This window comes from Acidovorax sp. 56 (genome assembly GCF_002749705.1).
Lineage (GTDB): Bacteria > Pseudomonadota > Gammaproteobacteria > Burkholderiales > Burkholderiaceae_C > Acidovorax.
In genome coordinates this window covers 762,998-777,303 of sequence record NZ_PEEV01000001.1, presented here as the reverse complement: position 1 = coordinate 777,303, position 14,306 = coordinate 762,998, and the positions used below count along the sequence as shown (strand labels likewise).

Here is a 14,306-nt window from a genome sequence, read left to right as displayed (position 1 = left end):
CGACCGACCCCGCTGATACACTCAATCAACTTTAGAAGCAACCATTTGTGTCTGACTCGGCGGCCCCTCACCTCGTAGACCTGCGCGATCTGCGCCTGGATACTGCCCATGCCCTGGTTGCCCAAGTAACCGGCAGCAGCGCAGCGCCCAGCCTGGACCGTTCACACCCCCGTCAATACCTGCAAAGCGTCATCGATGGCCTGTGCGAACTTTCGCTGAAAGACCCGCTGACGGGCTTGGCCAATCGGCGCCATTTTCGGGCCGTGCTGGAGCGCGAGATCGACCGCGTGACCCGTTCAGGTGAAGCCGCCTTGCTGTTGATGCTGGACATCGACCACTTCAAAAAGGTCAACGACACCCACGGCCACCTGGCTGGCGACATGGTGCTGCAGTCTGTAGCGCGCACCTTGGCAGCTTGCGTGCGCCCCATGGACACCCTGGCCCGATACGGTGGCGAGGAATTCGCCGTGGTGCTACCCGCTTGCCAATCTGCGTTTGGCACCGTGGTGGCCGAGCGCATCCGCCGCGCTGTGGCCAACACACCGATTCGCATTTCCCCGTCGATTGAACTCAACGTCTCCGTGAGCATTGGCGGGGCGTTTGCCCTTCAATGGATTCGCTCCACCACATTGCTGTGGATTGACCGCGCCGATCACCAGCTCTATCAGGCAAAATCGGCCGGACGCAACTGCGTGAGCATCGAGGAGCAGCCCGACAGCACGGTCAGTGCCGAAGAGAAGAGCTTGTTGTTTGGCCCGCTGTATTCACCTTCTGGCTGGGGCGATCTTCCGCCTCCCCTGGATGCAACAGGCAGCGCCTACTGAAAGTTAGATGATGAGCGACGCGCTGTCCCCCCAACCCACTACACCCAACGCCACGCCGCAGCAGGCTGCTCCTGCGGCGGGTGCACGCATCATCGCCGTTACCAGCGGCAAAGGCGGTGTGGGCAAAACATTTGTGTCCGCCAACCTGGCCGCAGCGCTGACCCGCCGAGGCCAGCGCGTGCTGGTGCTGGACGCTGACCTGGGCCTGGCCAACCTGGATGTGGTGCTGAATCTTCACCCCAAGATCACACTGCACGATGTGTTCACCGGCAAAGCCAGCCTGGACGAAGCCGTGATCAAGGCGCCCGGCGGCTTTTCTGTGCTGCTGGCAGGCTCGGGCATGGTCGAGTACTCGCGCCTCACGCCCGAAGTGCGCAGCCAGTTTCTGAACGTCATCCAGGCGCTGACCCCACAGTACGACGTGGTGCTGCTGGACACTGGCGCGGGCATTTCCGATGTGGTGCTGTTCTCCATCTCCCTCGCCTCTGAAGTGCTGATCGTGGCCACGCCCGAGCCCACCTCACTGACGGACGCCTACGCCGCCATCAAGGTGCTGGCGATGCAGCAAAAGCGCCAGCATGTGCGCATCGTGATCAACCAGGCGGCACGCCCTGGCGATGGCCGCGCCATCACCAGCCAGTTGCAACAGGTGCTGGACCGTTTTGTCAGCACCCAATCGGGCCGCCCGGTGCGGCTGATTCACATGGGCGACATCCCAGCCGACCCCTCGGTGCGCGACGCCGTGATGCGCAGGCAACTGCTGCTGCTGAACACCCCAGGCTGCCCCGCGGCCCTGGCGATCTCGCAACTGGCCAATAAGATCGAAACCGCGCTGCTGACGCAGACTGCATAGTCCGGCGCCAGCCTACGCGCTGGCCGGGTGGAGTTACTGCGGCCTGCGCTTGTTGGCATACAGCCCTTTCCCGCGGGCTCGCTCTGGCTTAGTGGCCAATGCCCATGGCGAAGTGCGATAGAGCTCAGCAAACCTCTTTCAAGATTCACTTTCGTACCCAACACCCGCCTTTTGCCGTGACTGCTGTCCTCAACATCTCCTGCTACAAGTTTGTGCCCCTTCCTGACGCAGAGGTGCTGCGCGAGCAGTTGCACGCCCGCGCAGTGGCTTTGGGCTTGAAGGGCACGATTTTGTTGGCCGAAGAAGGCATCAACTTCTTTTTGGCGGGCGATGCCGCTTCTGTGCGGGGCTTTGTCGACACCCTGCGTGGCGACGAGCGGTTTGCGGATCTGGACCCCAAGGAGAGCTGGTCAGACACGGTGCCGTTTCGCAAGATGCTGGTCAAGGTCAAGCGCGAGATCATCCGCATGGACCACCCCACCATCCGCCCCGCGCAAGGCCGCGCCCCGGCCGTTGCCCCCGCGACGCTGCGCCGCTGGCTGGAGCAAGGCCACGACGACGATGGCCGCGAAGTGGTGACCCTGGACACCCGCAATACTTTTGAGGTGGACGCAGGCACTTTCGACAACGCGATTGACTGGCGCATTGGCAAGTTCACCGAGTTTCCCGCAGCACTCCAAGCCCACAAGGCCGCCCTGCAAGACAAGACCGTGGTGAGTTTTTGCACCGGGGGTATCCGCTGCGAAAAAGCCGCCATCCTGATGCAAGAGGAAGGCCTGGAGCATGTGTACCAGCTCGAGGGCGGCATCCTCAAGTACTTTGAGCACACCGATGGTGCGCATTACCACGGCGGCTGCTTCGTGTTTGATGAGCGGGCTGTATTGGCCACCGACCTCTCGGCACCAGAATCGGCCGATATCGCTATCAAAAAATGAGCTGCTAGCGCTTTATCAGAAAGCGCTAGAGGCATTTTTTGGCAAAAAACAATTGACTGTGTGAGACACACGCCCGTCAGGGCTTGAAGCGGTGTGCTGGCAAGGGGATGAATTCTGTCTCACCAGGCACCTGCCCCATGCGTTGCGCTTCCCAGTCGCTGGCGGCCTGCACGATCCGCTCCTTGCGGGACGAGACAAAATTCCACCAGATATGGCGGCGTTCCGCCAAGGCATCGCCGCCCACCAACATGCAGCGCACGGGCGCAGAACCCGCACGCAAGGCCAGGGGGCGGTCGGTGGGCAAGACCGCCATGGTGTGCGGCTCCAGCGTCTCATCGGCCACAGCCACGGCTGCGTCCACCGCATACAGGCCCAGCTCCTGCGCCATGCCTGCAGGCAGCCTCAATTGGCCGTTGGCAGGCAACTGGATGTCAAGGTACAACGCCGGGGCCAAGCTGGCCACAGGCGACTGCGCCCCCCAGGCCTGCCCCACCAGCACCCGCACCGTAGCGTCGTCCACTTGCAACTGCGCAATGGCATCGGCAGGCGTGTGCACAAAACTTGGGGCAGCTTCCTCTTGCTCCGGTGGAAGCGCCGCCCACAGTTGAATGCCGTGGTTCACATAGGTGGCGTTGGCCAGGGAGTCCGGGCGGCGCTCGGAATGCACGATGCCGCGCCCTGCAGTCATCCAGTTGATGGCGCCCGGCTCAATCTGCTGCACGCAACCCAAACTGTCGCGGTGCAGGATGGCGCCCGAAAACAGATAAGTCACCGTGGCCAAGCCGATGTGCGGATGGGGGCGCACATCGTGCTCGGACTCCGGCACCACCGTGGCCGGGCCAAAGTGGTCAAAGAACAAGAAGGGCCCCACCGACTGGCGCGCCATGGCAGGCAGCAGCCTGCGCACTTTAAAGCCGCCGCCCAGGTCTTTGTCATGGGGGTGGATGCGTTCAATGGAAGTCATGGCGGCCCTTTAGTTCAGAGGTGAGGCGTTGCGTTGAGGCGGAGTACGGTGGCTGGGCGGCACCACGGCCGCCCAGCCACGCACTCACGTCAAAGACGAATCAAGCCTTGAAACGCGCCGCGATGTCGGCCACGCGCTTGCCGAACAGCTTGGCGGTGTCCAGGTCACCCTGGGGGATTTCAGCGACGGAGGCATCGGAGGGAGACTGCACCAGCAAGCCCACCGAGCCGCCCAGGTTGTTCACATCATTGCGCGTAGCGGCTTTGGCATTGGCAGGCATCAGGCCCAGGCTCACCCACAGGCCGCCGTGCTGCGACGCCAGGGTCTGCAGGTACACCAGCGTCACTTGCTTGTCGCCATTGAAGCTGGCGCTGTTGGTGAAGCCGGCAAACACCTTGTCTTGCCAAGCGCGTGAAAACCAGGCTTTAGACGACGCATCGGCAAACTTTTTGAACTGCCAGCTGGGGCCACCCATGTAGGTGGGGGTGCCAAAGATGATGGCATCGGCAGCATTGAGCGTGTCCCAGCCCCCTTCGGGCAGGTTGCCGTCGGCATCAATGGCCAACAACTGGGCGCCAGCCCCTTCGGCCACCAGTTGCGCCACGCGCTGGGTGTGACCATAGCCGGAGTGATAAACCACAACGATTTGAGACATGAAAGCTCCTGTGATGAAAAACGACTGACAACGAAACAAACTTCAAAGCGGGCCCTGCGCAATGAAGGGCCCATGCAGGCGTCAACCCTCCAGGTCGAACACCAGCACCTCAGCGTCCTGCCCTGCGGACAGGGTGACAAACGGCTCGTCCACCAGCATGGCGGCATCACCGGTGCGCAGGCATTCTCCATTGGCCTGCACTTGCCCGCGCACCACGTGCACATAACCCTTGCGCCCGGTCTTCAATGGCAAGGTGGCCGTTTCTGCGCCGTCAAAAAGGCCAGCATACAGCGATGCATCGGCGTGGATCGTGACAGAGCCCAAGGCTCCGTCAGGCGACGCCACCAAGCGCAAGGCCCCGCGCTTTTCAGCCGCAGAAAACCCGGTTTGCTCATAGCCTGGCGCAATGCCGCGCACATTGGGCTCAATCCAGATCTGCAGGAAGTGCGTGGTTTGCCCCTCGGCATGGTTGAACTCGCTGTGCATCACGCCCGTGCCCGCACTCATGCGCTGCACGTCGCCCGGCGGAATGCCTTTGACATTGCCCATGCTGTCTTTGTGGGCCAGCTCACCAGAGAGCACATAGCTGATGATTTCCATGTCGCGGTGGCCATGGGTGCCAAAGCCGGTGCCAGGGGCAATACGGTCTTCGTTGATGACGCGCAGGTTGCCAAAACCCATGTGCTGCGGGTCGTAGTAGCCTGCGAATGAAAAGCTGTGGAACGACTGCAGCCAGCCATGGTCGGCGTAGCCTCGGTCTTGGGATTTACGAACAGTCAGCATGGGGATTGCTCCTTTCAATGCCTCCACTGTAGGCCTCGCCTGCGGCCTTCTGGCTCTGATCGATTGATGGCATCATTCAAAATGCTTGAACAAAAATAAGCCCACCATGCAAAACGCACGCGATGTCCTGACCCCGGACAGCTTGACCATGCTGCAAGTGATTGCCGAGGCGGGCAGTTTTGCCGCCGCAGCGCGCCAACTGGGGCTGGTGCCCAGCGCACTCACCTACCGGGTGCGGCAGATTGAGGATGCGCTGGATGTGCTGCTGTTTGACCGCAGCGCCCGGCAAGCCAAGCCAACCGAGGCCGGGGCCGAGTTGCTGCGCGAGGGCAATCGCCTGTTGCAAGACATCGATGCGGTGGCCAACCGCGTGCGCCGCGTGGCCACGGGCTGGGAGCCACAGCTCACACTCTCCATCGACGGCGTGATCTCCCCCCACACCATGCTGGAGCTGGTCGATGCGTTCTACGCCATGTCGCCCCCCACCCGGCTCAAGCTGCGCGACGGCATCATGACCGGCACCCGCGAGGCTCTGACCTCTGGGCGGGCCGATCTCGCCATCGGCGTGTCTGGCATGGCCTCAGATGTCGCGGGTTTGCAGCAAGAGTTGTTGGGCGACTTGCTGTTCATCTATGTCGTGGCCCCACACCACCCCCTGGCCAACATGCCCGAGCCGATCACCGATGCCGTCATGCTGCGCCACCGCGCCGTGGCCGTGGCCGACTCGGCCTTGCGGGGCGGCATGACCATGGGCTTGCTGGGCGGGCAAGACGTGCTGACAGTGGACACCATGCAGGCCAAGGTGCAGGTGCAATTGCGGGGCCTGGGTGGCGGCTTTTTGCCCGAACCCATGGTGCGCCCCTATGTGGAAGCAGGCCGCCTGGTGGCCAAGCGCGTGGCGCGCCCTGAGCGCTATGTGCGGCTGCACTACGCATGGGGCGGCCCTGGCTTCACTGCGCCGGGGCGGGCCTTGCAATGGTGGCTGCAGCAACTGCAAAGCCCCGCCACGCGCAAGGCTCTGCTGGAAAACCACCACCATTTCTGACCCGAAACACCCTGGCACGCGTGTAGAGTGGGCCTTGTTGGATTTCATTGTCGACCGTCTTCTTACGCTGTCACCGAAAGGCAACCCATGAGCAAAACCACCCCTCGCCCCGCCAAGCGGCCCCGACGCACCGACACATCCTCCCCGGCCACAGCCGCCACCCCTGGCCGAGGCGCTCGCCACTTCGCCATCATTGGCGCAGGCATGGCAGGCATTGCCTGCGCCCGCACCTTGGTCCAGGCTGGCCACCAGGTCACAGTGTTTGAGCAGGCTGCCGCCCCCGGCGGGCGCACGGCCACCGTCGATAGCGCCTTTGGCTCGTTTGATGCTGGCGCCCAGTACTTCACGGTGCGCGACCCGCGCTTTGCGCGCGCCATCGACACCGTGCCCGGCCTGTGCAAGCCCTGGAGCGCCAACAACGTGCGCGTGCTGGACGCTTCGGGCCGCGTCACCTCGCCCGGGCTGCTGTCGCGCGAAGCGCACTGGGTGGCCAGCCCCGGCATGCAGTCGCTGGTGGCCACCTGGGCCCAGCCGCTGGAGCAAGCCGGGCGCGTCCAGCTGAACGCGCAAGTCCATCGCATTGAAAGGGATTCGTTGAACCCCACCGGCTGGCAGGTGCGCACCGAGGGGCCCGGCGGATCACAGCATGTGTACGCAGGCTTTGATGCCGTGCTGCTGAGCCAGCCCGCCACCGCATCGCAAGCCTTGCTGGCCAAGTCGGCCATTGACAGCACCTTGACCCCATCGCTGGCCAAGGTCGCCATTGCGCCCTGCTGGACACTGATGCTGGCCTACCCCCAGGCAGTGCGCCCGGATCTGGCTACGTTGGGCCCCCAATGGAACGTGGCCCGCAGCACCCACCACCGCATTGCCTGGCTGGCGCGTGAATCGTCCAAACCCGGCCGAGGCTCTGTTGAGCGCTGGACGGTGCAGGCCAACCCCGCCTGGTCGGCAGAGCACCTGCAAGACAGCGAGGCCCGCGTGCAGGCCAAGCTGCTCAAAGCCTTTGCCGAAGTGACCGGCCTGCGCGCCGAGCCTGCCCACGCCGCCCTGCAGCGCTGGACCTATGCCCAAACCACCCATGCACTGGGCAAAAGCCATGTCTGGGATGCCAGCCTGGGGCTGGGTGCCTGTGGTGACTGGTGCCTGGGACATCGCCTGGAAGACGCTTTCATCTCCGGACTGGAGCTGGCGCTCGCCGTGAAATGACCCTGGCTGGAGGCACGAACGCTGCAAATGCCCGGGGCTATGTGGGGCGCTTTGCGCCCTCGCCCACCGGGCCATTGCATGCGGGCTCTTTGGTGGCCGCATTGGCCAGCTGGCTGGATGCGCGCGCCGCCCAAGGCCAATGGCTGGTGCGGCTGGAGGATATCGATACCCCGCGCTGCATCCCCGGGGCCGACCAGACCATCCTGCACCAATTGGAGCGCTGCGGCCTGCACCCCGATGCCCCGCCGGTTTGGCAATCACAACGCGGCGCGCTGTACCAAACTGCACTGGACGCCCTGTGCGCCCAGGGGTTGGCCTACCCCTGCGCCTGCTCGCGCAAAGAAATTGAAGAAGCCCACACCGCACGCGGCCATGCCAAAGAGCGGCATGCAGCGCTGCCCTACCCCGGCACCTGCCGCACCGGGCTGCATGGGCGCCCGGCCAGGGCATGGCGCTTCCACACGGAGAGTTTTATCGAAAAACGCCCTCCAGGGCTCGCAGAAAAAGCGCAAGAAGCTATCAATTCAATAGCATCCAACACGCTGATCTGGCATGACCGCAGGCTGGGCCAGCAAGCCCAGGATGTTTGCCAAGCCGTGGGCGACTTTGTGCTCAAACGGGCCGATGGCCTGTGGGCCTACCAGTTGGCCGTGGTGGTCGACGATGCCGAGCAAGGCATCACCCACATCGTGCGGGGCGAGGACCTGGCCGACAACACGCCGCGCCAAATCCTGCTGCAACAAGCACTGGGCCTGCCCCCCCCCACCTACCTGCACACCCCGCTGGTGCTGGGTGCCAATGGCGAAAAGCTCTCCAAACAAAACGGTGCAGCGGCACTGGACCTGAGCGACCCACTGGCCGCACTGCGCCAAGCCGCGCAGGCCCTGGGTTTGCCTGCGCTGGCACATCCACACAACATTTCTGTAGCAGATGCCTTGGCGCTGTGGGCCAAGGCCTGGCCGCGAATCTACAATGGCGCATCGTGATCGAACAGAACAATATTTCCCTTGACGCAGAGCCCACCGCTTTGCCCACGTCCACAGCGGGCGCTGCCCCCGCTGGTGTGGCCTATCCCAAAACCATCAAGAGCTTCGTGCGCCGCGCTGGCCGTACGACCACAGGCCAGGCCAAGGCCTTTGAAGACCTGGGCCCCCGCTTTTTGCTGAACTACCAAGCCGCGCCGCTGGATGCCCCCGCCGCCTTTGGCCGCGCCGCACCTTTGATCCTGGAAATCGGTTTCGGCATGGGCGAGGCCACCGCCCACATTGCCCGCGTGCGCCCCGATGACAACTTTCTGTGCTGCGAAGTGCACGAACCCGGCGTGGGTGCGCTGCTCAAGCGCATTGGCGAGCACGACATCACCAACATCCGCATCCTCCAGCACGACGCCGTGGAAGTCATTGACCACATGCTGCCCCTGGGTACGCTCGATGGTGTCCATGTCTTTTTTCCAGACCCCTGGCACAAGACCAAGCACAACAAGCGCCGACTGATCCAGTCGCCCTTGGTGGCCAAGCTGGCCGCCCGCCTCAAGCCCGGTGGCTACCTGCACTGCGCCACCGACTGGCAGCCCTACGCAGAGCAAATGCTTGAAGTGCTGGGCCAGGAGCCCTTGCTCGTCAACACGGCCGAAGGCTACGCCCCGCAACCTGCGTACCGTCCACTCACCAAGTTCGAAAACCGCGGCTTGCGTCTGGGGCATGGGGTGTGGGATATCGTGTTCACACGCCGCAATTAATGCCCTGACACGGCTGTACGTACTTCCTTGACTATGAAGCCCATACTGCAACACCTGGTTGAAATGACCGGCCACCGCGATCACTTGCGGCTTGAAGTGTCGGTGCTCTCCACCCTGCAAAAGCTCAGCAGCATCAAGGAAGTGCGGGCGCTGGAACTCTTTACCGACCAGGGCGAGCCGCACATCCGGCCACGCACCTGGGTACAAGAGGGGCAGCTGGTATCCACCGACTCCGAAGCCGCAGCAGACCCCCGCAAGGAGCCGCTGGAACGCTACCCCGAGCTGTTTGAATGCGTAACCAAGCAAGGCGACAGTGCCCTGGCCAACCCACGCCCCGGTCGCCACACCCTGTGGCTGCCGGTGTGGATGCATGAAAAGGTCAGCACCTGCCTGGAAATCACGCAGTCGCGCCCCTTCTCGGCTCACAAGCTCGATGTGCTCAAAGGCGTGTTCCTGGTCTACCAGAACTACCAGAGCCTGCTCGACTACTCCGAGCGCGATGCGCTCACAGGCCTGTTCAACCGCAAGACGTTTGACGAGCAATTTGCGCGCACCGCCTCGCCAGGCCTGAGCAGCAACCGGCCCAAGAACGCGGAGTCCATGATTGGGGAAGAAGTGCTCACCCAAAGCGAGCCGGTGCAGAACTGGCTGGCAGTGGTGGACATTGACCACTTCAAGCTGGTGAATGACCGGTTTGGCCACTTGTACGGCGACGAAGTGCTGATCCTGATTGCCAACATCCTGCGCACGTCTTTCCGCTCGCATGACCGCATCTTCCGCTTTGGCGGCGAAGAGTTTGTGGTGCTGCTGCGCAACACCACCCTGAGCAAAGCCCACAAGGTGTTCAATCGCTTCCGCGAGACGGTGCAAGAGCACCACTTCCCGCAAGTAGGGAACGTCACGGTGAGCCTGGGCTTTGTGGGCACTTCGCGCGGCTCCCCGGTGGAAATCCTGGGCCAGGCCGACCAAGCCCTGTACTACGCCAAAGAACACGGCCGCAACCAGGTTCGGTTCTATGAAGACCTGATTGCCTCAGGCGAGCTGGCCACCAAGGTGGCCAACGACGACGTAGAGCTGTTCTGATCGGCGGGCCCGTTTGGGCTCGCCTTGGTCCTTTTCACTTTCCACGCTCTGCACCCGCCCGGCAGGACAACACCCGCTGCGCTTGGCAGTGCTTTGGGCCCTTACACGGCTGACGCCGCCAATGCGGCCAAGGCGCTGCGCGCCACCTCGGCAATGGCGGCCTCGCGTTGTTCGGGCTTGGCCTTGGACTGCGTGAGGTAGCAGGTCAGCAGCACGGGCGCACCACCACCCTGGGGCCACAGCACGCCGATGTCGTTGGTAGTGCCGCTGCTGCCCGCCGTGCCCGTTTTGTCCCCCACCCTCCAGCCCGGTGCACCTGCCCGCAGGCGCTTGTCGCCCGTGCTTGTTTCTACCAGCCAGCGCTGCAGCGTGGCGCGAGACGCGGGCGTGAGGGCATCGCCCAGCACCAGCTTTTGCATGGTCTGCAGCATGGCCAGTGGCGTGGTGGTGTCGCGTGGATCGCCTACAGCGGCTTCGTTCAGCGTGGGCTCGTTGCGGTCCAGCCGCGTGACCGTGTCGCCCAGGGTGCGCAGGTAGGCCGTGAGCGCGCTGGGGCCACCATGGCGTGCCAGCAGCAGATTGGCGGCGGTGTTGTCGCTCAGGCTCACGGTGGCAGAGCACAGCTCGCCCACCGTCAGGCCGCCACCGGCCCCGGCCTTGGGGCCACTCACCGGCGAATAGTCCACCACCTCGCTGGCCGGGTACTGCACCCGGGCATCCAAGCGCTCTTTGCCCTGGTCAACCAACGCCAGCATCCAGCCCGCCAGGGGCAGCTTGAAGGTGCTGCACATGGCAAAGCGCTCGTCCTGCCTCCAGCCCAGCGCCAGGCCGCTGCCCGTGTCCAGCAGGGCAGCGCCCAGCCGCCCTTGCGCGTTGCGCTCGATCTGGGTCAGGGCCTGCTGCCACTGCTGCGCCACGGCCGCACCGGGTGTGCGCGCTGCAGCACAACCCCACAGGGGCATCAGTGCAGCCGTTGCCAGCCCCCAGGAAAACTCTCGTCTTTGCATCGCCATCATTCACCTCGTTTGAGAAAGATGCGAACGATACGGGGGATGCAACGCACCCACCAGCGGCAATAATTGCACCCAGCCCCCAGAAAAACTTATGCATACCCTGCACCTGCGCCAGCAGTTGCCACCACGCCATGCACTTGCCTCTGAACGCCCTGCGTGCCTTTGAGGCATCTGCCCGGCACCTGAACCTGACCCGTGCGGCGCAAGAGCTGCATGTGACGCAAACAGCGGTGAGCCAGCACATCCGCAACCTGGAAGAACGCCTGGGCAAGCCCTTGTTTCGGCGCCTGCCGCGTGGCCTGGCCTTGACCGACGAGGGCCAGGCGCTGCTGCCCACCTTGAGCGACGCCTTTGCCCGCATGGAAGCCGCGCTGGAGCAGATCCGCGACACCCGCCCGCGCGAAGTGCTGACAGTGGGCGTGGTGGGCACCTTTGCCGTGGGCTGGCTGCTGCCCCGGCTGCGGCATTTTCAGCAAAGCTGCCCGTTTGTGGACTTGCGCCTGCTCACCCACAACAACCGGGTCGATATGGCGGGCGAAGGGCTGGACTACGCCATTCGCTTTGGCGACGGTGCCTGGCACGGCACGCATGCCGAACGCATTTTGCAAGCCCCGTTGTCGGCCATGTGTACGCCCGCCCTGGCCCAGGGGCTGCAGCAACCCGCCGACCTGGCCCGGCTGCCCCTGCTGCGCAGCTACCGCGCCGACGAGTGGACCGCCTGGTTTGCAGCGGCGGGCCTGCCCTGCCCGGTGCTGCGGGGCGCGGTGTTTGATTCGTCCCTGACGCTGGCCGAAGCCGCCGCCCAAGGCGCCGGGGTGGCCCTGCTGCCGGTGGCCCTCTTCACACGCGAGTTACAGCAAGGCCGGCTGGTGCAACCCTTTGCGCTGGAGCTGCAGCGCGGCGCCTACTGGCTCACCCACCTGCAGTCGCGCAGCGCTACGGCTGCCATGCAGGCGTTTGCACAATGGCTGCTGGCGCAAGCCCATTCGGCCAGCGCAGGCCTGCCCGCGCCCGATGCGGCGGTGCCTGAAGCAAAGCAGGCGCCCTTTGAAGACCATTAACCAAATAGGCCTCTAGCGCTTGACAAATAAGCGCAAGCAGCTACGCTTTTGATAGCAAAACATCTTTGAAAGGCTGTGGCCCGTCAGCCCACAAACACCCCTGCCAAGTGCGTCTGCAGTGCGCTGGCACCCACGGTTGCCAGGCCAAACGCCCCTGGTTGGCGCAACCACTGCTGCATGAGTCCCTCCACCAAAGCGAACACGCCCAGGGCCGCCACCGCAGGCTCAATGCCGGGGCGCAGCGCGCCTTGGGCGGCGGCCTGGGCCAATGCGTTTTGAAAGCACAGCAGGCCCGCCTGGCGGTGGGCCTGCTGCACCTCCACCAACCGCTGGTGGCCCTGCCCCACGCTCCACGGCCCCAAGATGCACAGCAAGCGCTGGGCTGGCACGGAGGCCTCCAGCCAGGCCAAAGGCGCTGTGCCCAGGCGCACCAGCGCCTGCCGCAACGCCAAAGGGCTGCCCGCCTGCACGGCACTGGGCAAGGGCCGCACCACCTGCCAGGGCAGCTGCGTTTCGTCCAGCAACGCCTCCAGCAAGTCGCTCTGGTCCCTGAAGTGCCAATACACCGCACCACGCGTCACGCCAGCGCGGTGGGCCACCTCTTGCATGGCGCTGTGCGCCCAGCCACGCTCCGCAAAAAGCTGCGCGGCAGACTCCAGAATGCGCTGGCGGGTGGCCTGCGCCTGTTCCTGCGTTCTGCGGGCCATGGGGGCGTGCGCTACAGGGTGGACGCACTGCCCGACCAACCGCCCCCCAGCGCCTTGTACAGCGTGACGCCATTGGTCAGCTGGGCCAGGCGGGTGCCGATCAGGGTCTGGCGCGCGCCGTACCACGAGCGCTGGGCGTCCAGCACATCCAGGTAGCTGTCCACGCCCCGGTCAAACCGGGCTTGCGACATCTGCAGCACCTCGCCACTGGCCTGCACCAGGGCATTTTGGGCCTGCAGCTGGTCGCCCACGGCGCTGCGCTGGGCCAGCGCATCGGCCACTTCGCGGAAGGCGGTCTGGATGGCTTTTTCGTACTGCGCGAGCGCAATGCCCTGCGCGGCTTTGGCGCTGTCCAGGTTGGCCTGGTTGGCACCGCCATCAAAAATGGGCAGGCTGATCTGGGGGATGAAGCTCCTGCTGCCCGAGCCCGCCTTGAACAGGCTCGACAAGTCCGCACTGCTGCTGCCCGCCGTGGCGGTGAGGCTGATACGCGGGTAGAACGCAGCACGCGCCGCCCCGATGTTGGCGGTGGCGGCCTTGAGCTGGTGCTCGGACTGCAACAAATCGGGCCGGCGCAACAGCAGATCGGACGGCACCCCCGCAGGCAGCGTGGGCAAGGCGTTCAGCGTGTCGGCCAGCACCTGGGGCGCCAGCGCCTCGGGCACGGGCGTGCCCAGCAGCAGCGCCAGAGCGTTGCGGTCTTGCGCGACCTGGCCGGTGTAGCGGGCCACATCCACGCGGGCGCTTTCCACACTGGTTTGCAGCTGGCGCAGCGTCAGGGCTGAGGCAGCGCCCAGCTCAAACCGCGTCTGGGTGAGGCGGTACGACTCGCTTTGGCTGCGCAGGGTCTCTTGCGCCAAAGCCAGGCGCTCCAGGTCGGCAGCCCAGGTGAGGTAGGCGGTGGTCACCTCGGCCACCAGGCTGATGTGCGTGGTGCGGCGGGCCTGCTCGGTGGCCAGAAACTGCTCCAGCGCCTGGTTGCTGAGGTTGCGCACGCGGCCAAACAGGTCCAGCTCATACGCACTCACGCCCAGGTTGGCGCTGTACTGGTGGCTGGTGATGGCCGTGCCTGCTCCCGACAAGCTGGCCGGGGTGCGTGCTGCTGTGCCGCTGCCCGTGGCGTTCACCGCGGGCAGGGTTTGCGCATCTTGCACGCGGTATTGGGCGCGGGCCTGTTCGATGTTGAGCACGGCCACACGCAGGTCGCGGTTGTTCGCCAGGGCCAGCTCAATCAGGCTGCGCAACTTGGCATCGGCAAAGAACGTGCGCCAGTCGACGTCGGCGGTGGCACCGCTTTGTGGGGTGCCGTCGTCGGCCGCATCCGGGTAGGCCGCAGGCACGGGCGCAGCGGGCTGCTCATAGGTGGGGGCCAGGTTGGCACAGCCGGTCAGCACCAGGGCGGCGGCCAGCAGGGACAAGGTCAGGGAACGGGGCAT

The 14,306-nt window shown here is 64.7% G+C and carries 15 protein-coding genes; 9 read left to right on the top strand and 6 right to left on the bottom strand.

The genetic code is table 11. From position 1 onward, the window contains the following. Nucleotides 1-47: 47 nt before the first annotated feature. From CLU88_RS03290 to CLU88_RS03280, 3 genes are all read left to right on the top strand, one after another. Nucleotides 48-824 carry a GGDEF domain-containing protein gene (locus CLU88_RS03290; protein WP_099655374.1) on the top strand — a complete coding sequence of 259 codons (777 nt, stop codon included), beginning with the start codon at nucleotides 48-50 and terminating at the stop codon, nucleotides 822-824. Between the two features lie 10 nt (nucleotides 825-834). After that, on the top strand, nucleotides 835-1,677 hold the full coding sequence (locus CLU88_RS03285; RefSeq protein ID WP_099658616.1) for a MinD/ParA family protein: 843 nt from the start codon (nucleotides 835-837) through the stop codon (nucleotides 1,675-1,677). Nucleotides 1,678-1,853: 176 nt separating this feature from the next. Beyond that, nucleotides 1,854-2,612, top strand: coding sequence for a sulfurtransferase (locus tag CLU88_RS03280; protein ID WP_099658615.1), 759 nt, complete (start codon nucleotides 1,854-1,856; stop codon nucleotides 2,610-2,612). A gap of 76 nt (nucleotides 2,613-2,688) precedes the next feature. On the opposite strand, the gene CLU88_RS03275 is transcribed toward CLU88_RS03280, so the two are convergent. The 3 genes from CLU88_RS03275 to CLU88_RS03265 all read right to left on the bottom strand — a co-directional run bounded on the left by CLU88_RS03275 (nucleotide 2,689) and on the right by CLU88_RS03265 (nucleotide 5,014). Next, a complete protein-coding gene (locus tag CLU88_RS03275; protein WP_099655373.1) occupies nucleotides 2,689-3,576 on the bottom strand; it encodes a pirin family protein in 888 nt (295 codons plus the stop codon). A gap of 100 nt (nucleotides 3,577-3,676) precedes the next feature. Continuing rightward, nucleotides 3,677-4,231: a flavodoxin family protein gene (locus CLU88_RS03270; protein ID WP_099655372.1), complete on the bottom strand. Its 555-nt coding sequence runs from the start codon at nucleotides 4,229-4,231 to the stop codon at nucleotides 3,677-3,679. An 81-nt stretch (nucleotides 4,232-4,312) separates the two neighbouring features. Beyond that, nucleotides 4,313-5,014 carry a pirin family protein gene (locus CLU88_RS03265; protein ID WP_099655371.1) on the bottom strand — a complete coding sequence of 234 codons (702 nt, stop codon included), beginning with the start codon at nucleotides 5,012-5,014 and terminating at the stop codon, nucleotides 4,313-4,315. 106 nt (nucleotides 5,015-5,120) lie between these two features. Between CLU88_RS03265 and CLU88_RS03260 the strand changes: the two genes are divergently transcribed. The 5 genes from CLU88_RS03260 to CLU88_RS03240 all read left to right on the top strand — a co-directional run bounded on the left by CLU88_RS03260 (nucleotide 5,121) and on the right by CLU88_RS03240 (nucleotide 10,089). Then, a complete protein-coding gene (locus tag CLU88_RS03260; RefSeq protein ID WP_099658614.1) occupies nucleotides 5,121-6,059 on the top strand; it encodes a LysR family transcriptional regulator in 939 nt (312 codons plus the stop codon). Between the two features lie 87 nt (nucleotides 6,060-6,146). Next, entirely contained in the window at nucleotides 6,147-7,268 is a 1,122-nt protein-coding gene (locus tag CLU88_RS03255) for an NAD(P)/FAD-dependent oxidoreductase (RefSeq protein ID WP_143225936.1), read from the top strand. Then, a complete protein-coding gene (gluQRS, locus tag CLU88_RS03250) occupies nucleotides 7,265-8,254 on the top strand; it encodes a tRNA glutamyl-Q(34) synthetase GluQRS (RefSeq protein ID WP_099655370.1) in 990 nt (329 codons plus the stop codon). Before CLU88_RS03255 ends, gluQRS begins: the two co-directional genes overlap by 4 nt. Nucleotides 8,255-8,268: 14 nt before the next feature. Beyond that, nucleotides 8,269-9,006 (top strand): tRNA (guanosine(46)-N7)-methyltransferase TrmB, encoded by a 738-nt coding sequence (gene trmB, locus CLU88_RS03245; protein WP_233205569.1) that lies wholly within the window; start codon nucleotides 8,269-8,271, stop codon nucleotides 9,004-9,006. 33 nt (nucleotides 9,007-9,039) lie between these two features. Then, entirely contained in the window at nucleotides 9,040-10,089 is a 1,050-nt protein-coding gene (locus CLU88_RS03240; RefSeq protein WP_099655368.1) for a GGDEF domain-containing protein, read from the top strand. Nucleotides 10,090-10,190: 101 nt separating this feature from the next. Here CLU88_RS03240 and bla read toward each other — a convergent pair whose 3' ends face one another. Then, nucleotides 10,191-11,096, bottom strand: coding sequence for a class A beta-lactamase (bla, locus tag CLU88_RS03235; protein WP_099658612.1), 906 nt, complete (start codon nucleotides 11,094-11,096; stop codon nucleotides 10,191-10,193). 137 nt (nucleotides 11,097-11,233) lie between these two features. Between bla and CLU88_RS03230 the strand changes: the two genes are divergently transcribed. Beyond that, a complete protein-coding gene (locus CLU88_RS03230) occupies nucleotides 11,234-12,163 on the top strand; it encodes a LysR family transcriptional regulator (RefSeq protein WP_099655367.1) in 930 nt (309 codons plus the stop codon). Between the two features lie 83 nt (nucleotides 12,164-12,246). Here CLU88_RS03230 and CLU88_RS03225 read toward each other — a convergent pair whose 3' ends face one another. Then, nucleotides 12,247-12,870 (bottom strand): TetR family transcriptional regulator, encoded by a 624-nt coding sequence (locus CLU88_RS03225; protein WP_099655366.1) that lies wholly within the window; start codon nucleotides 12,868-12,870, stop codon nucleotides 12,247-12,249. An 11-nt stretch (nucleotides 12,871-12,881) separates the two neighbouring features. Further along, nucleotides 12,882-14,306: an AdeC/AdeK/OprM family multidrug efflux complex outer membrane factor gene (gene adeC / locus CLU88_RS03220; protein ID WP_099655365.1), complete on the bottom strand. Its 1,425-nt coding sequence runs from the start codon at nucleotides 14,304-14,306 to the stop codon at nucleotides 12,882-12,884.